The following is a 19,287-nucleotide window of genomic DNA, read 5'->3' as shown; positions in this document are numbered from 1 at the left end:
GTGGGGCACTTTTTAAATGTTGTTCCGGGTCCCTTTTCAAGTGTTAGCTACACTTCTCTTTTGCCTTGGTGAGTAAAGCGGCTGTTTCCAACGGATCTAAAAACCTGGGGTTCGCATCATCGTAATAGATTCCTATTCCGAATTTTTCCGATAACGGGCGGATAAGGTCGGATGTATGAAACTCGTATGTCCGCAAATTGATAAGATGATAGGTTATTCCCCACCCGTTGCGGCTTACTTCATACACAACATAGCTGTCATAGCTGTAGCCTTCCAATACTACCACTTGGTTGACTGAAACGGTCTGAACGCTTCTGTCGTAACTTCTATTAGCTCCTAATAAATGTACTTTAGTCATAATGATTTGATTTTAAAATGATTCATATTCTGTCAGAGTATCACGCAAAGAATAAGGATGAAAAGAGCGAGCACGCAAAGGATACGCCACACGGCACGGATGAGGAAAACCACCACCGCCAAAACTGCCGACATGGGCAGAATACCACCCAAAAAGGCACACACGAAACGCACCGCCACATAGACCACGAAACCGACCAGCAACCACTTCACCAAATTTTTAATGCCGGTTGGAGCGGAGCCGAAGTCTCGTTTCAAATCCTGCTGTATTTCAATTCTCTTTTTCATAACATTGACTTTTTTTTTATGCCTTGTCGGTGGCTTCACCTTGCTCGTTTCAGGGGGCAGATACGGACGGGGAGAAAATATGCAAGGCTTTTGGTGAAAAATTTTCAACCGCCCGGCTGGACGGATTGAAAAATTTTCGCCAAAACCCGCAGGGCGCGCAGCGGCCTTGCAGATTTTTAGGGGCCCTGTCCGTAGCTTCGCACCCTGAACCACGCAAGGTGGAGCTACTGACGGGATAAATAAAAATGGGAAAATCGTTATATGGGAAAAAGAGAATTGGAATGCGACAGGATTTCATAGGCATTGCTTATTGGCATTTTTTTAACTATGCAGCCTTAATGTCATAAAATGGCACTCTATAAACTATTATTAATCATATTTTTTATTGTTATTATGAATGGAAGTTTGAATTCAATATTTATCAGTCTTTTGGGTTTTATCGTTTGCATTTGTAAATGTTCTATCTATGCTCATGTTTAAATTGAGTATGATAATGAATATTGAACTACAAGATAATTATGACTGAGGTTAAAAAATAGGAAACTAGTTTCTTACTATGCTGATGGTTATTCTAAAGTTGGGAGAGGGCAAGAAATATCTAGTGGTAACGTAAGTCCGAAATAAGATTAGAAAATCTCCAGTTGTCCGTCATTGACAAAATTTACATCAATGGCAGGCTTTTTTTCAAAGAAGCAATAAGCGGTAATAGCAGACAAGGTGTTTGTCACAAAATTGTTGAAGGAGTAGTGTCTGGAGTGTTCAATCCGTGTGATGTTTTTTAACTTGTCGTTGCCCGTTCCAATCAAAGTCCATTTCTTGGGCAGAATATTATCAGCTATGCCCATCAGACTGTTCTTCATATTGTTCTTAACCTTTGTAACAAACTGTATGTCATTGAGAAACAGATTTTCAAACAGAACTTGCCCGCTATATCTCTTGTCGGCTATAATTTCCCCTTTATGTTCTCCAGGAACTTGTCTTGCTTTAGGAATTCCCGGTCATCCACATTTCCGGATGTGAACATGAAATTGAGGATTTCACCCTTGTCATTGATAATCAGATACAGCTTGAACCCGAAGAACCAGTCCATAGAGCATTTCCCACGCTCGGCAAGTCCTTTAAAGGTCTTGTGAATCAGAATCCTTTAGTTACAGCAGACACACAAGGGGGCGAATTGACAAAGCTAATGCCAGTACAGGTTCCCGACAGAACCTTTTTGATGAAAATAGTCAGTGGAAGCAGTACCTCCTTTTCCAATTCAACAAAAATGGTTATAAGATACACATTGGGGAAACATACCCTTCAAATAGTTTGCAGACATATTTTTTTATAATAATACTTGAAACATCTGAAACCTCAGGAATGGAACAGAATAAGGATAACCATGATTTCAGCATCGTTCATGGTTCTGCTTGTTTCGCTGTTTGTGCTTCTTGTCTTCAACTATATATTTTTCTTGTTGTAATGCAAATTCCTTGCAGAAATCATTTGCTATACAATAAAGCTCTGTAACTTAACCTCTGAGAACATAGTGGTAATCGTTTAAATGTTATTATTCTGCATTATAATTTTAAGATTTTATCGCTATGTTCCTACTATTCAATAGGATATTTATCAAATTATATCGAACTCACGTTAGTGGTATATACTTACTATCTTCACATTGAGTTCTATAATGCTATTTTAGGGCAAAGAAGTGTTCGAACCGATATTATTTGTTAGTATACCGTTTGTATTTGTTTGTGAGCTTTTTGCCTAAATCTTGGAATAGCTTATATTCTCTACTATAGGATTACAGTTCATGATTTCCTTTGTTAATGTAGTATTTTATTTCCCTATTGTGAGCATACGCATAAGTTTTAAGTTATGTTACTCGAGAAAGGAATAATTTTGCTATGGAGTCATTAGGTTCTATTAAAATTGGAACGTTATCAAAATCATTATGCAAAGCTTTGCATAAATGTCTTTAAGGGGAGTAATGATTCCCTTAAACGGTTGCTATATTTTAGGTGTATCAGCTGTGTAGAGAAATAAGATTTTAAAATATGAAAATCCCTCTATTATTACCTCATGATTAATAGTGAGGTAGTAATAGAGAGATTTTTGAGGAGAATTTTAATTTGTAAGATTCTTAATTTTTAATTTCTATTTTAAAGTACTTTATGGTTTATAATGTTTTGATTTTATATTATCATTTGAGCAATTAAATTTAAAAATCAGCTATTGGTCTTGATTAACTACTCGTATAGGAATTGTGCCGTAGCTTTACAGTCTTTATTGGATGATAAATATGCCCAATGTGCACTGAAACCTTCGGGGAATGTATAAGTTAGTTCTTTTCCGGCTTTCAAATCAAATTCTTTATAAACCAGCTTTTGCTCTAAATAGTGGGATACTGATATCCAAAGAGTAACTTTGGCGTCTTTATCAGTGCATAAAGTCAATGTCTTTTTGTCATATCCGGTCATCAGATAAGGATCACTTAAGGCATTGCTCTTCACAGAAGTGTTTTTCCAAGGGCCGCCCTTGCCTATAGGTTTTCCTAATTTCCATAAATCGTCAATGCTTCCGAACCACAATCCTGCTTTTCCGTCTTGGTTTTTATAAATGGAATTAGAAGGCTGGGCATCTTTTCTGACACCTGACATCACTAATAGTCCATTCCAACTATTGAAATCGTCGATGTAATAGTTGTGCGAAGATACCGGACGCATCATCGAGAAAAGAGGTTCCCGTCCTACATGTATCAGTGGCAATTCATAAAAAGTACCGTGAATATTGGCTATTTCCCGTTCGGATTCCACTTCGCGGATGCTACGCGCATTTTTCATTCCATCAAAAGCTGCGTTTCCTTTAGGCAGACGTAAGTTTCCTTTGGAGGTATGTAGGATAACGGAAGCTTCGTCAACACTCCATAGTTCTCTCAGTTGGTTTCTATTGGCTGCTTTGGCATTGAACTGTGCTTTTTTTGAATAGTGTACTTTGGTTTCCAAGGCTCTGTTGGCTAGTGAGTCGGTAATGCCTGGTGTAAATTCAAATGTGAACTTTTGGAATTCGTAGGCTCCTTTTTCAAGAATTTTACCCTCTTTCACTATAGAAGTGTGACAAGACAAATTATAATTGTAACGGTTACTGAATAGTTTGGAGGTCAGTACCTCATCTTTGGTATCTATTTGTGCAAGTCCTTTGAACAACTTTGCATGTTTGTTTCTGTCGATAAAACGAGCGGTAGTGTAGTGCAGTATGAACGAGGCTTTGCCATCAGTCATGGGTTTCAGGCGTATCCATTCGCCTTCTAGTTCTTTAGAGAAAATATATGATTGACTGCCGGCACCTTCTAATTGGAAAGATTCCACATCTGTCCAGTTATTGTTTCCCTTTTTATCTATTTGAAGAGTAAAAGCCAGGGGAGCATCGGTATGATTGATAATATATGCCATGCGATGGTCAAAACCGGCAAACAGATACTGCTCACTTTCTTGAGCAGTTACTATTGTATCATTGAGCCAGATGGCACCGTAGCCCGTAGCAGGTCCCCAATCCTTGAAATCAGACTTTTGTCCGAACCATAGATTGGATTGCGGCTGTCCTGTCAATAGATTCCCTTGGATGCTGGACTCGTCTGTAGCCAATACGATTTGGCCGTTCCATGAGCAGAAATCGGGAATATATCTTAAGTGTGAAGCTATCGGACGGATACCTGCCGTGTTTTGTGAAGAGAATGTTGCCGGAAAATCAAAGAACATTCCGTGCATGTCCATCATCATTTTGTTATTGCCTATTTCACGAATGCGGGGCCACTCTGTGAACCAGCCATGCGACGGGTCATTGTTATAGGTAGCTTTGGGTAGTAAATAGGTGCTCCACTTTCCGCTTTCCATCACTTTCAGTCGGACGGCGTTTTTGTCCCATCCCATTGTCCACAAAGGAGAGTTGTCGTTGGGAACGGCGTGAACTCCGTGACGGGTGGTGACATCGGTGAACTGTTTGCGTTCGACAACCGTGAATTTTTGTCCGTCAAACTCAGCCAATACACCAAACTTTTCCGGCCCTTTTTGTCCTTCAACAGGTACCTGCCAATCTTTGGGATTTTCACCGGCTTCGCCATTATTGGCCAGTATCAGCTTGCCTTGTGCCGTATAGCCTCCCTTGCCATGCCAGCCGGGCAAGGGGTTGTGATAAAGCTTTTTCACTTCCAATGTATTTACATTGGCTTCGTAAAGCATTCCTTCCATATCGTAATAGTATACCATATTGGCCGGGTCGCTCAAGTGGCGGGCAATGGCTGTGATGCGTCCGGGCATTTGTTTGATAGGGATGGTGCGTATGTTCCCTTTGGCATCTATCAGGTAGTGTCCTATCAATAATTGGTTGGATTCCGCGTGCACTAAACGAGCAGCAGGCGTTCCTCCTACGCTACCCGGGAAAATTTCCATATTCTTGTGCTCGTCCACAATGTATAGTTTATGTTCACTCCCTTTGGGCCTGTGTGCGGCATAATTCACCATATATAGTTTCCCTTGCCAAGGTACAATGGCTCCGATACCACATTCATCTCCATAAGCGTATTGCCCGTTTATGCGGGCATGTGCATAAGTTGTCAGGTGAGGATATACTCCGCTTATACAGCGTTCTCCTGAAGTGGATGCAATGTTTACACTGTCTTTGTCGGTCGTAAAAGATGACGGGTTTCCTTGGTTGCTTGTGCAGAAAGTCAGTAATGTACTTCCTGCCAGGCAACAACAGGCTGTTAAAATACGGTTCATTCTATTGGTTTTTTATCAGTTAATGTTTTTATAATGTTATTTTATTGAATTGATATCACGGATGCCAATCTCAATAATGATGCTGTATGGGTGTTAACATGAATGTGAATTCATAATCCTTGTAAGGCACTTGATATTCCGGTCGGGCAATGGCTCCCCAACTGTTCACGCAGCCTAATCCGGCTTGTATTTTGTCGATGTAGAGATTGACTAAATCTGCTTTCTCTATTTCGGGAGAGTGCATTTGTTTCTTATATAAGCCTTCATCCAAAGATTCAATGGTGTAGTTTAGGGCAGATGCGGAGAAGGGGGTGCCGGCCTGTATCTCTATGCCATCGCCTGCCCGGTTCATCATCTTCCACCAACGGATGTCCGACTTCGTCCCGTTTTCCTGAGGACGGATATAAGAGTAGAATTGTTCTGCCACCTGCTGACGGTAAATACCTAAATCGGTGCAATGGTTACGATCTATATAGTTTTCTATCGGACCGCGGCCATAGAATTCAATTGTTTCAAAACTACATGGCATTTGCATTTGCATACCGAAGCGGAACATGTTAGACACTTTGGCATTTTTGTCGGTTGTCATCTTTTGGGTAACACTGATAGCACCTATATTATTGATGATATAGGTCAGATTTAATTTTGCCGATACTCCTGGCATTGTATAAGAAGCTTTCACAATCACTTGTTTGTTTTCAAGTTGATGTTTGAAGGAAGTCAATCTGATTTCCGGGTTCTTCCATGCTATATATTTGTGGTTTAGTTTGGCACCGAAGTCATTGTCGGTGGGAGCACGCCAGAAGTTCGGCTTCAGAATGCTGCCTTCTTCCATTAAATCCAATCCGTTTACTTCGTATTTTGTCAGGTAACCGTTTTTCTTATTGAATTCGATCCGGAAATTATTATTGCTGACAATCAGGTAGCTTCTGTCATTATCTTGTACATCGGGTGCTATGGTTTCCACGTTATTTGTTTCGTGGTTTTTCAACTCCATGGAAGGTGCGGTGTACGGCTGCAAAGTCAACTGTTCTTTGGCGATGACATGTCCTGCAGGAAGAAGCCCCTCGTTTGCTTTCAACAGATAGGCCACATTGAGCAACCACTCCCCGGGCTGGTTGGTTTCGCCTAAATCCAGCTTGATTTTGGCTGTTTGCTGTGGTTGGACGTTCAGGTTGTCTATACGGCCGCGACGCACGAGCTTGCCGTTTTTCAGCACCTCCCATTCCAGGCAGTATGCAGAGAGGTCACGGAAGAAATATTCATTCCGGATGTTTATTTCTCCATTGGCAAGGTCAGCGGGAGTAGTCCAAATATCTTGGTAGAAGTGACGAACCTCATACGCATGAGGATTGGGTACTCGGTCAGGACTGATAAGTCCGTTGTTGCAGAAATTGATGTCACTGGCATCAAATTTGTTGAAATCACCTCCGTAGGCATAGATCATTTTGCCGTTTCTACCGGTACTACGGATAGACTGGTCTACAAAATCCCAGATAAATCCTCCCTGAAACTTGGGATATTTGCGTACCAAATCCCAGTATTCTTTGAAACCGCCTTGCGAATTTCCCATGGCATGGGCATATTCACATTGAATCAACGGTTTGGTCATAGTGGCATCTTCGCAGTATTTTATGCATCCTTCATAGCCCATATACATTGGACAGAATATGTCTGTCATACCTTTTCTACCGGCTCTTTCGTATTGGACGGCGCGGCTGGGATCCGCTGCTTTTATCCATTCGTAGGCTGCTTCAAAATTAGGGCCATAGCCGGCCTCATTTCCCAAGGACCAGAAAATGATGCTGGGGTGATTAAAACAACGTTCCACATTGCGCTGATTGCGTTCTATATGTGCCTTCTTATAATTTTCACGTTTGGCAAGTGTCTTGTCTCTATAACCCATTCCGTGTGATTCTATGTTGGCTTCAGCTACCACATAAATGCCGTATTTATCACAAAGGTCATACCAAAGGCTATTATTAGGATAGTGGCAGGTGCGTACTGCATTGATATTAAGCTTTTTCATTATTTGAATATCCTGTATCATGCGTTTAGCTGAAACTACATAACCGTAGTCAGGATCCATCTCATGACGATTGACTCCTTTAAATAATACCGGTTGTCCGTTGACTAAAATTTGCGAGTTCTTCAGTTCTATTTTACGGAAACCAACTTTAACGGGAATCACTTCAAGTATTTTATTTTCCTCTTTCAAAGTGGCACGTAGAGTGTAGAGGTAGGGAGTCTCTGCTGTCCATTTCTGAGGTGAGTCTAGGTTGATGGTAGTTTTTATCTGACTGGAAGCTTTCAGATTTTGATTTGCTACCAGTCGGTTGTTTGCGTCCAGCAATTCCAGTTCTACATTTCCACTACCTTTCATTGAGAGGTTGATGGAAAGAGAACCATTCTGATATTGTGCATCCAAGTCGGGGGTCACACGAATGTCGGCAATTTGCTTCTTGTTTCGTGCATACAGATAGCAATCGCGTCCTACACCGCTGTAGCGGAAAAAGTCCTGGTCTTCCAGATAAGTACCATCGCACCAGCGGAACACTTGAAAGGCGATAAGATTCTTTTGTCCGGTTTTTAGATAAGGAGTCAGGTTGAACTCAGCCTCTAGTTTACTGTCTTCGCTATAGCCCACATATTTCCCGTTTACCCATAAATACATGTTAGAGGTTACTGAGCCAAAATGGGCGATGATTTCTTTGCCTTTCCAATTTGCAGGTACGGTAATTTCACGGCGGTAAGAACCGACATGATTATTTATTATAGGTACTTGAGGTGGATTATTCTTGTACTGTTCACGCCAGGCATACCCTACGTTCACATAGATGGGATCGCCATATCCGTTCAGTTCCCACATACCGGGGACTTGTATGTGTTTCCAGCTTTTATCGTTGAAACCGATGGTCCAGAAATCCGTGGGGCGTGCATCTGCATTTTCCACCCAATTAAACTTCCAAATACCGTTTAATGTCATGAAGTTAGAAGACTGTTCTTTATTTCCTTGCATGGCGGCTTCTGTCGATTCATAGGCGAAATAATTCGTGTGCATCGGAGCACGGTTCACGGCATTTATTTCAGGGTCTTGCCATTCCTTGAAAGATTGTGCATTTGCGGTTATGGCAAGAGCCGCAAATAGTCCGGTGATGAAATGTTGCTTCATTTAGTTTTAAAATTAGGATTTTACAATTAACAAATAAAGAGTAATCATACAGTTTGCTGTCTAATGATTCTTAATCTTTGGCAAAGATCAGGAAAGTTGAGATTCTGTGTTTTGTTTTGCGTACTTAAAATTGTTCTTTTCGTAGTGTGAAGTATGTAGTGAATAAAAAAAATGATAACAAAGAGGAAAAAACAGAATGCCGGAAATGTATTGTTCAGACTTTACAATAATAGCATTTCCGGCACATTTCTGTTCTAAATGAAGTTATTTTGTGATTCTTGTTTGTACTTGTTTACCAGTTGATAACTGGTTGGCGCTTTATTCGGTTTCCCAACCGGGATTTTGCTTCAAGTTCTTGTTTAAAATAAGTTCATTCGTTGGCAAAGGTTGCAGATAGTAATAATCGGGGAATCCCGGAGGTGTTCCGTCTAAAGCAATATATCCTTCATCCGCTCCGTTTTGTATCGGCATTTTGGGATAGTCGGCTTTTTTAATCCACATTCCTAATTTCTGCTCTTTCAGATAGTCATCGCATTTTTTCCAACGTCTCAAGTCATCGAAGCGGAATCCTTCGGCCATTAATTCAATGGCTCTTTCTCTGCGAATCTCCCAAAGGGTAGGATCTACCTCGGGATCACGAGTGGGGTCAACCGGTTCCTGACCGATGCTGAGTGCGGCTACGCCACCGCGTTCACGCAGTTTGTTGATGGTTTGGTCACAGATGTTCTGGTCAAAGCGGCCTAATTCATACATGGCTTCTGCATAGTTCAACATGACTTCTCCGATGCGGAAGATGGGGGCATCGCTGATATCGCGATTGTTTTTGCCTACTACAAGCCTGTTATAAAACTTCCAGCAGCGATAGCCGGTTCCGCTATGATTCCAGTTCTGCGTCTTGTTTAAGAACAAGTTGGGTTGCTGATAGGTGGCGTTTCCGGTCCATTGGTCAGACGGAAGTGTCTTATGGCTTTGGTCTGATAATTGCTCCATCAGCGGGAAATATTCTGCATCTGCCGGATTATCGGTAGGCAGATAGCTGCTTGCGCTATTGGGGTCTTTCTTCACCTTATAGGGAGGAGTAACCGTGTAATAGAGACGTTTGTCACGGTTCCTGAACTCCGCATAAATGTCATGGTCTCCTTCGAACAGTGGACTTTCCCAGCGGGTCTTACCATCTGTCATCAGATACATGTCAACGGCTTTTCTTGTCAGGTCAGTTCCTGCACCGTCATTGCGTGTGAATTGGGTGGTCCTATGCATGAAAATGTCCGCTTCGTATTTTTTGTACAAAATGATTCCATCTATTCCATCCAGAGATTCGCTATTGAACACTTCATCGTAGTGCGGGTGTAGGCGGTATTTGGGCAACAAGGTTTCCGAAGCGGCTACAGATGCCTCTAAATAGAGTTCGGCATCGCTAAGTCCATGATACTTGCGCCAAGTGCCTTCCATTAATCCATAACGTGAGATGAAAGCATTGATAACATCCGGAGTAAGCGTACGGTCGCCGTCATTGTAGTTGCCTATATGGTCGCGGGCGTAAATCAGTTCATCCAATATGTTGCGTGCCACTTGGTCCCTGGGCATGCGTTTACCATATAGTTCCGGACTATCATCACTCAACAAGCTGTTTACGTATATAATATCTCCATAACGGTTCATCAATGAAGCATGGTTATAGGCTCTGAAGAAAAAGCCTACACTTTTCCAGTGTTCTTTCTCGCCTTCGCTGAGGCGTGACGTTTCAAGCCCGGCCAGCATGGAATTGATAGCACGTATGTTTTTGTAGGGTGCACTATAGTCATATGAACTGGTAGGAATGTCATACCGTTGCCATATCCAGTTGGATTCTCCGTTTTCGCTCCCCTGATCCATTAAATCACCGTCAAAGTCAGCCTGCATGCTCATGTCTCTCATGCCTCTTCTAAGCTGTACTGTGCTTCTGGAACCATCCAATTTATCATGGTTACTGTTTCCTTGACCGCTATTTATTTGGTCGTATGCCGGAAAGGCTTCATACAATTGCCATGCGTATGTCCTTATACTTTCATAACTGTTGAATACAGTATTATCGGTAAGTTTATCTTTAGGAGTGCGATCCAGCAAATCGTCGCATCCGCACAGTGACAACAATATGGTTGCACCGATACATAGGTTTGTATATTTAGGTTTCATGTTTTTATGTTTTTATGTTTTTGTTAAAAAGTGACATCAATACCGAAACTGAACTTTCTTAAGGCAGGATAACCTGCACCGGAACTTTCATCGTACAAGTCGGATTGGATACCCTTTGGCAGATGGTCAAATATGTATAAGTTTTCTCCCGATACATAGAATCTCATCTTAGAGATACCCCACTTATTGGTGACGGATGTTGGTAAGTTATAGCCCAAGGTGATGTTCTTGATGTTCAGATAGGCTCCATTATACATGTTGCGTGTATTGGCTTCGCTGAATAAACCATAGTTGCGGCTCATTACACGGGGATAGTAGGCATCTTGATTATCCTCTGCCCATACGTCTGTCTGGTCTTCGAAAATACCGTATGTGAATGATGAATAATAAGGACGACTCAAGTAACTGTTGATTACGCGGTCTTTCTTACCAACACCTTGCAGGAAGAAAGAAAGGTCAAATCCTTCATAGGCTACAGAACCGTTGATACCATATTGAAAGCGTGGACGGCTATTACCGATGCGGGTCTTGTCACCGTGATCTTCCAGTGTGTTGTTACCCCAGTTTACTTCACCGTTTTCATCCAAGTCTGCAAAGCGGATGTCGCCCGGCACATGGTTCTTATTCTTGTAAGGAGCGATTCCTTTTTTCAGTGTAAAGGTGTCATTGTAATTACCGGCCACTCCTTCTTCAAAGTCATCTATGTCATAGAATCCTATCACCTTATAACCCCATATTTCGCCCAGTTCTTTTCCTTTGTAGAGATTTCCAATGTTTCCGGATTCAATTTTTACATCAGTAATATAGGCACGGCTGTCAAACAAGTTTCCGCCAATGGAGTATTTCACTTTACCAATCTGGTCTTTCCAGTTCAAATTGATTTCCCAACCTTTGGTTTCCAGGTCGGTCACATTCTGTTTGGGGGCCTTGCTGCCGAGGACGGTCGGTAATTCAAGGGCAGCGTCCAGCATGCCTAAAGTCTGTCTTCTATACCATTCAAACGTACCGGTCAGACGATTGCTGAACAATCCGAAGTCAACTCCTACGTTGAGTGTCCTGACTTTCTCCCAGGTAAATCCGTTGCTGATAATGTTCGATGTGCCAATTGTCAGATAGGATAAATTGGTGTCCGGATTTATCCATTCCGCATTATAGGTTCCCATAATAGACAGATAGGGATAATAATCAGAACCGGTATTCTGGTTTCCGATTTCTCCGTACGATGCAAATAGCTTCAAACTGTTCAGCGTAGGAGCCAGGCTTTCCATGAATTTCTCTTTGCTGAGGTGCCAGCCTATAGAGCCTGAGGGAACAAAGATGAAACGGTCGCCGGGAGCAAAACGGGAAGAGCCGTCGTAACGAGCCGAGAGCTCCAGCAGATATTTTTCTTTGTAGTTGTAATTTACACGTCCGAACAGACCTGCAACAGCCCATTCATAATAGCTGTCATCTACAGTCATATCTCCGGTAGCAGTTCCGAAAGAAGGAACCTCGCCGCTGATCAGGTCTTGTCTTTTTCCGGAAAATTGGGTGTAGTCGGCATCTTCGTAGTTGACACCTGCCAATGCAGACAAATTATGTCCTTTTATAGCATAGTCATATTTTGCCGTGGCACTGAAAGACTGATACATCCGATTGGTGTTTTGTCTTTTATAGCTGGACACAGTGTTGTATTCTGAAATTTGGTCTCCGGTGGCATCCCAATATCTGTTTATAATGGCCGTTGTGTTGTCGTATTTATTGGATTTATTAAACGTGTATTCCGCTCCAAGAGTCAATCCTTTTATCGGTTTCCATGTTAATTTCCCAAAAACTCTAAGGTCGTCTCCATCATTAATTTGAGGTTCTTCGGTATTTAAAAATGTTTTCGGTGTCCAATATGGAATATCGTCTCCGGTACTTGGATCTTCTTTAAAGCCTTCCATTCCATAAGGAGGGTTGAGTACCCCTTTAGAAAAAATACTCCACATACCTCCCGGTGTCTTTCTGCGGTCATTCTTGTAGAATAGATTCAAGCTGGCAGTCAGATTGGAGGTAATGTCTATATTCAGGTTTGTATTCAAGTTGTATCTCTTGTATGAATCTTTGTTTGTAATCATAATACCGTCCTGATTGGTATATCCCAATGACACACGATAAGCGGCTTTTTCGGTACCTCCGCTGACGGAAACGTTATGTATCTGTTCAAAACCGTTCTCAAAGGCCATATCCCAGTAATCGTACGAATCTCTTAATGGGAACTGATTGCCGTTTTCATCAACATAAATTCCGTTTTCGGGAAATTTGCTGGGATTCTGCTGGTATTCGTCCAGTAAATCTACCCATTGGTCAATGTCAATGATTCCACCGTTGCTTGGGACTTCCCATTTCTGGAAAGTCTTGGCTGTTTCGTACGTATTTAGCTTTTGGGGCAAATCGGAGGCTTGGGTAAATGCAAAATTGGCATTATACGACACCTTTACCTTGTCGTTCTTTTTCCCTTGTTTGGTGGTGATAAGGATAACACCGAATGCACCTCTTGCACCATAGATGGCAGAAGCAGAAGCATCTTTCAGAACAGAAATTGTTTCAATATCTCTTGGATTGATATCATCGATGGAGGCTACTTCGGCATTATCCACCAGTACCAGCGGGCCACCGCCGTTGATAGAGGTATAACCACGGATATTCAAATCGGAACTTTGTCCCGGACGTCCGGTATTGGTGATAATCTGCAATCCCGGTGCAGTACCTTGCAGTGCTTGGGCTGTGCTGGCAATAGGACGGTCTCCCAAGGCATCGTCCATTTTTACAGAGGCCACCGAACCGGTTAGGTTTGCCTTTTTCTGTGTACCGTAACCTACTACAACCACTTCGCTCAGCATTTGAGTGTCTTCACTCATCTTGATTTTCAGAGGTTCGTTCCCCTTGACAAGGATTTCCTGGTTGGTATACCCGATGTAGGTCACTAACAAAATGTCTCCTTTTTTGGCATTGATGCTGAATTTTCCATCAAGGTCGGTGATGGTACCGGTTGTCTGCCCCTTTACGATGATATTGGCACCGATGATGGGCTCACCGGTATTGTCCAATACTTCTCCTCTTACTTTGTGTTGTTGGGGATTTTGTGTCACATCTTCGGTTCGCGGAAAGTCGGAACTTTTTGCGGATGCATTGGGGCTTCCTTCTGCGTAGATGGCACTTCCATACGTTAAAAGAACACATAATAATAAGGTCTTAGGCACCCGATCTTTACTTTTCAATAGCGTTAGATTCAATTTCATACCTTTTACTTTTAAATTAGAATTTACCAATTAACAAATTAAGTGTGGAGTTACAGCATACTATCTGATAACTCTTATTCCTTATTTTGATAACAAATATCGGTAAATGTGAAATATTGTATTTTGTTTTGTGTGTATAAAATTACTCTTTCCGTGGAGTAAAGACGGAAAGAGTAAAAAAACACGGAAAACAAAAAAACGATGGAATATTTCTCTCTGGAGTCCATGAATTTCCATCCGGACTATTTCTTTATAGGATTTAGGTTTTGTTACTACCAAGTTGTTTCCTTTTGTATTCGGTAGGTGTCATATCGAATTTCAGTTTGAACACTTTGGTAAAGTGTGAACTATTGACGAATCCTACTTCATTCATCACTTCTTGCACGTTCATGCCAGAGATGAGGAGCAGTTGCGCCGCCTTCTCTAAACGGAAGTTGCGTACATAGTCCGAAAGGGATTGTCCGTCGACACCATTCAAATCTTTGTATAGCTTGCTCCGGCTGATGCCCAGTGCTCTGGACAACTGGTCGGGCGAGAGATCCGGATCACTGATGTGCTCTGCAATGATTGACTTGAGTTTATCCGTCATCTTTTGCTGCTCTTCGGAGATGGCGGTTGTCTTTGCCGTTCCTTCTTCTTCAGCAGCAGTAGCGGCAACAGCGGTCGGTTCCGCATCCTCGGTTGCAGGATTTCCCTTGAACCATTGCTCCCTTTGTTTCAGCAGCCTCTGCAGGTTTACTTCCAGCAGCTTCATGGAGAATGGTTTGGGAATGTATAAGTCTGCTCCCGACTCATAACCCTCTATCTGGCTCTCCAGATTGTCTTTGGCCGTAAGCATCACCAAGGGGATATAGGCTACGGAAAGGTTGTTCTTGATTTGCCGGCACATCTCTATCCCGTTCATTTCGGGCATCATCACATCACTGACGATGATGTCGGGGAAGGTGGACATGCATGTTTCCAGTCCGATGCGCCCGTTGTCGGCTGTCAGCACATTGTAAGAAGAGGACAGATGTTCTTTCAGTGCCGTTTGCAACTCTTTGTTGTCTTCCACTATCAGCAGGGTGGGGAGGTCGGGATTCTCTGCAACCGGCTCTGTGCTCACCTTTTCCTGTGTTTCGTCTAATTGGAATTCGTTATACTGTTCCTTGATGAAGCTTCCGGCATCCTGAATCCCGATGTTGGCCGGCTCGGGTTCGGATAGTTCATGTCGGATGGGCAACGCCACGATAAATTCGCTGCCCGAGTTGCGCTCGCTGCTCACGACAATCATTCCTTTATGTTGCAGTACGGTGCTTTTCACGATGGCAAGTCCTATGCCCGTACCTAGGTGTGTCTGTGTCTCTCCTTTTACCTGGAAGAAACGTTCGTAAATCAGGCGGATGGAATCGGATGAAATGCCGACTCCCGTGTCCTTTACGGTGAGGATGCAGATGGGCTGCCCTGCCGGAATGGAACCTTCCACATGTGTGGCGGCATAATGGGGCTTGATGTCATTGAGGGTTCCCCGTTTCAGGGTGATGTCTATCCGGCCTCCTTTATTGGTGTACTTGATGGCGTTGGAGAAGAGGTTGACAATCATTTTCCCGATTTTGTTCTTGTCCGCATCCATTTCGATGGCATCCTTGTCGGCAGCATAGCTGATGGTAATCTGCTTGTTTTCAGCCCATGAACTTGTTTCGTCGAACAGTTGGCGGGTTATCCGGGTCATGTCGATGTGCGAGAGGTTCAACGAAGCGATGCCCAAGTCCTGCTTGCGGATGTCCACCAGCTCGGCGATGAGTGTCAGTGTCTTCCGGGCATTGTGCAGGATGGTCTGGTGTTCTTTGCTCGGGTGACTGTTGCCCATCAGTTTCTCGGCGGCCAGCAGAATCAGCGTGAGCGGGGTTTTCAGCTCATGGGAGGCATTCATGAAGAATTGCATTTTCGCCTGATACTTCTCTTCGTCCTTCGCAATGAGTATTTTCTGTATTTCGTTCTCTCTTTTCAGATTCTGTTCTTTGTTATACTGCCTGAATGCCATTACAATGATGGATATGATCAATGCTCCGTAGGCCAATTTTGCCCATCCGGACAGCCACCAGGGAGGGAGCACCGTGATGGCCAGCTTTCTGCCAGGTTCATGCCAGGTATAGCCTTTGTCGGTGGAAAGCTGCACTTCCAGCTCGTAGGAATCGTATGGGAGGTTTGAGAAATAAATCTCATTGTTTGTGTAGTGCAGGGTTTGCCATTCGTTCAGGAAACCCTTCAGGCGGTATCGGTACATGATTTGTCCGGATAAGTTATAGCCTGACGCGGCAAAAGAGACGGTAAAGTTGTTCTGTTGATGATTCAGTGTCAGTTGGGATGTCTTGTCCAGGATTTGGTTTAATACGACACGTCCGTTGTAGTCGGCCTGCGGCACTATTTGCCGGTTGTTGACGGAAAGGTCCGAAAACATCAGTCCATGATAGCCGGCATTGGTGACTGGCTGTCCCGGCGAGAAGAAGCTCAATCCGTATAATCCTCCCATATAAAGTGTCCCGTCATAGCCTTTGTGAGAAACATTCACTTTGAAAGCATGGTTTTGCAGCCCGTTGGCAAATCCGTAAGAGTCGATTTTGTTTTTTCGGGTATCGAGCTGCACTATCCCGTTGCCGCCTATCCAGACGTTGCCGAATTGGTCTAGCAACACTATTTCGCAGTCGTTGCTCGGCAGTCCGTCTTGGGTGGTATAGCAGGTGGCCGTGTAGTCATTAGCTTTTTCGGAGTGAAGCACCAATTTGTTCAAACCGCCTCCGATGGTTCCAATCCAGCATACGGTGTCGTTGGCGCAGTCTGCGCTGGCGAGATAATTCGTTGACATGGAGGCGGCAGAGGATTCATTGACCTGATAGGAGGACAGTGTTTTCAGGCTTCCGTCATCGGCAAGCAGGATGCGGTTCAATCCGTTGGTGGTGCAGAGGTAGATGTATTTGCCTTTGGTGAGTATGCTTGAGATGTGCCGGGACAAAAGGCCGGGATCGGTCTGTATGTTCAGGTGCATCACGGCGGTGGGGGCGGTCAGCGGATGGTCTATGCAGGTCACTCCATTCCCCCAGGTGGCCACCCATAACCTGCCGAATGCATCTTCGGCCAAATCGGCTATGCTGGTATTTATTTGTTGGGCATCGGCAACTTTATCGGGTTGCAGCTTTGTCAGTTTGTCCGTTTGGGTATCATAGATGAATATGCCGAAATTGGTGCCGAGGTATAAGTACCTTTGATTCCGGCTGGTCAGTATTTTCTGGTAATAGATGCCTCTGGAATCCTCCTTGGGTAACGGAATGAGCGAGAGTTGTTCGGTTTGCGGGTCGTAACGGAACAGGCTGGCATACTCCACAATCATCCAGAGGGTACCGTCCGGCTGTCCGGTGACCGATACGATTTCGTTCTGCAGGAATCCCATTCCCTGGAAGTCGGTTCTGGAGATGTTTTTGAAAAAAGAGTTTGATAAAGCCCGGTAGAAGACTCCCCAGCTGCTCGTGGCTATCCATAGATTGTCGTACCGGTCTATCAGCATGTCCTTGATTCTCATGGCAGACAGACTGCTGTTCCGGCTGTTCTGCAGGTATTTGTAGGCAGTCGGCCTTTCGGAAAAAGGGTTTTTCACTTCAAAAACACCTTCGGTATAGGCACACCACAAGCTTCCTTCGCGCGTGACGATGAATTTTCCTTTGGTGTAAGCAGGGATTTCCGGATCGAGCCGATGAAAATCGATATAGGCCAGTGTCGGGCGATTCAGCTTGTTGCCGGTGGTGGAAATTCTGTAGCATCCGCCGGATACACGTATGTATAAAAAGTTGTCGAACAGGTAGATTTCACTGATTTCACGATTCTTTTGGAAGAGTTCTTCGGACGGATATTTTTTTTGCAGGGACACTTTGTCGTCACGTATGCTCAGTTGCATGATGCTTTTCTTATTCGAAGCCCATATCGTTTCTCCTTGGAATAACAGACTGTTGATGTTCTTGCAAAGAACCCGTTCCGTTTCGCTGTCCCAATCCAGAGGTTGCAGCTTTTCGTTGTTTGTTTTCATCACTGCGATGCCTTGGGCCGTTGTAAGCCATAGGTATTGTCCCGTCGGGTCGAGTTCCAGGTTATAGACGGGTGCGTCGAACGGTTGTTCTTTGTCGTTGCCTTCTATATAATAAGGTATATACCGGTGGGTGTTCAGGTCGAAGCAGGTCAGCCCGCTTTCCGTACCCATCCAGAGTTTGTCTTTGCTGCAAGCCATGTCGTTGATGCGGTTGTGCGACCGGAATATTTTTTGCCCGGACGAATAATAGTCGAACGTCTGCAAGGAATAGCCGTCATAGCTTTGCAGCCCGGCGTTCGTGCCGATCCATATCAGCCCGGTGCTGTCTTGGGTGATGCAGTTGGCATCTGTGTGGGCAAGCCCTTCATTGATGGTGAGCTGCTTGAAAAGTTTGTTGGCAGCAGAAGCCTTCAACGGAAGGAATATCAGGACAAGTAGGATAAATAGTATGTTTTTCATAAGGCTACGTGTTTTTTCTTAGGGTGATTACACTTTTACATAGTGCTTTTGATTACCGCGGCCGCGGGAGGTTATCAAGCCTTTGGCGACAAAGAATTTCAAGTCTTGGGCGGCTTTCCATTTCAGCCTTCCCGTGAGTCCGGTGTAAGTCACGATATTGATGAATCCGTTTTTATCCAGATATTCCACCAGTATCCGTTCCAGTTCTTCCATGCTTAAGTTGCTCGAATGCCGGAAACCGATGGTGGGGATGCGTGTCAGTTCACCGTCCAATGCTTTCTTGAAGGTGGCCGAAGGGCGGAAACTGACGTTGTTGAACTTGATGGACTGGGCGCGGATGTCTGTTTTCTTCTCTACAAGGTGGTCTCCTTTCACTTTTCCGGTGAAATAGCCGAACTCGCCCAGCTCTACACGGAATCCTTTGTTTATCCAGTCGGTCACGGTGTCGAACAGGCTCATCAGCACCCCTTCCATATCTCCTTTGCGAAAGCCGGAGCATTTGGATGCCAATTCCAACAGTTCTTCTGCTGAAATAGTGCCGGCAGTGACGGCTTGTACATACAGCACCTCTTTTTCACCTTCTTTGGTGGTGAGGGCAGGTTTCTTCTTTAAATCATAGTATGCCATGGTGCTGATATTGGTATTGATTTTAAGTACGTCGGAAACAAATCTTAATCCGGCTGTTTGTAACCAGCCAATCAGCTGTCTGCTGGCGGCTCATTGGCTGTTTGTAAACGGCGCATCAGCCGT

7 protein-coding genes and 2 pseudogenes are annotated in these 19,287 nt (G+C 43.8%); all 9 read right to left on the bottom strand.

What is annotated here, in order from left to right:
• Window positions 1-52: 52 nt before the first annotated feature.
• Window positions 53-358 (bottom strand): annotated as a pseudogene (locus DWZ67_RS12870) (fusion protein); the annotation flags it as partial.
• Between the two features lie 32 nt (window positions 359-390).
• Window positions 391-645 (bottom strand): hypothetical protein, encoded by a 255-nt coding sequence (locus DWZ67_RS12865; protein ID WP_120138966.1) that lies wholly within the window; start codon window positions 643-645, stop codon window positions 391-393.
• Window positions 646-1,271: 626 nt separating this feature from the next.
• Window positions 1,272-1,735, bottom strand: a pseudogene (locus tag DWZ67_RS20460) (transposase).
• 1,147 nt (window positions 1,736-2,882) lie between these two features.
• Entirely contained in the window at window positions 2,883-5,411 is a 2,529-nt protein-coding gene (locus tag DWZ67_RS12855; protein ID WP_120138964.1) for a hypothetical protein, read from the bottom strand.
• 70 nt (window positions 5,412-5,481) lie between these two features.
• Entirely contained in the window at window positions 5,482-8,583 is a 3,102-nt protein-coding gene (locus tag DWZ67_RS12850; protein ID WP_120138962.1) for a glycoside hydrolase family 2 TIM barrel-domain containing protein, read from the bottom strand.
• 318 nt (window positions 8,584-8,901) lie between these two features.
• Complete coding sequence (locus tag DWZ67_RS12845) at window positions 8,902-10,758, bottom strand: RagB/SusD family nutrient uptake outer membrane protein (protein WP_120138960.1); 1,857 nt, start codon at window positions 10,756-10,758, stop codon at window positions 8,902-8,904.
• A gap of 23 nt (window positions 10,759-10,781) precedes the next feature.
• A complete protein-coding gene (locus tag DWZ67_RS12840; RefSeq protein WP_120138958.1) occupies window positions 10,782-14,021 on the bottom strand; it encodes a SusC/RagA family TonB-linked outer membrane protein in 3,240 nt (1,079 codons plus the stop codon).
• Between the two features lie 259 nt (window positions 14,022-14,280).
• Window positions 14,281-18,537 carry a response regulator gene (locus tag DWZ67_RS12835; protein WP_120138957.1) on the bottom strand — a complete coding sequence of 1,419 codons (4,257 nt, stop codon included), beginning with the start codon at window positions 18,535-18,537 and terminating at the stop codon, window positions 14,281-14,283.
• A gap of 27 nt (window positions 18,538-18,564) precedes the next feature.
• A complete protein-coding gene (locus tag DWZ67_RS12830) occupies window positions 18,565-19,164 on the bottom strand; it encodes an HU family DNA-binding protein (RefSeq protein ID WP_120138955.1) in 600 nt (199 codons plus the stop codon).
• Between the last annotated feature and the right edge of the window lie 123 nt (window positions 19,165-19,287).

Origin of the sequence: Bacteroides sp. AF34-31BH (genome assembly GCF_003602795.1) — a bacterium.
Taxonomy (GTDB): domain Bacteria; phylum Bacteroidota; class Bacteroidia; order Bacteroidales; family Bacteroidaceae; genus Bacteroides; species Bacteroides uniformis.
This window is presented reverse-complemented; position numbering and strand designations above follow the sequence as displayed.

Bases quoted from the DNA above. Each gene is read 5' to 3' on its own strand.
- DWZ67_RS12835 (WP_120138957.1), bottom strand. From the start codon at position 18,537: ATGAAAAACATACTATTTATCCTACTTGTCCTGATATTCCTTCCGTTG.
- DWZ67_RS12845 (WP_120138960.1), bottom strand. From the start codon at position 10,758: ATGAAACCTAAATATACAAACCTATGTATCGGTGCAACCATATTGTTG.
- DWZ67_RS12865 (WP_120138966.1), bottom strand. From the start codon at position 645: ATGAAAAAGAGAATTGAAATACAGCAGGATTTGAAACGAGACTTCGGC.
- DWZ67_RS12830 (WP_120138955.1), bottom strand. From the start codon at position 19,164: ATGGCATACTATGATTTAAAGAAGAAACCTGCCCTCACCACCAAAGAA.
- DWZ67_RS12855 (WP_120138964.1), bottom strand. From the start codon at position 5,411: ATGAACCGTATTTTAACAGCCTGTTGTTGCCTGGCAGGAAGTACATTA.
- DWZ67_RS12840 (WP_120138958.1), bottom strand. From the start codon at position 14,021: ATGAAATTGAATCTAACGCTATTGAAAAGTAAAGATCGGGTGCCTAAG.
- DWZ67_RS12850 (WP_120138962.1), bottom strand. From the start codon at position 8,583: ATGAAGCAACATTTCATCACCGGACTATTTGCGGCTCTTGCCATAACC.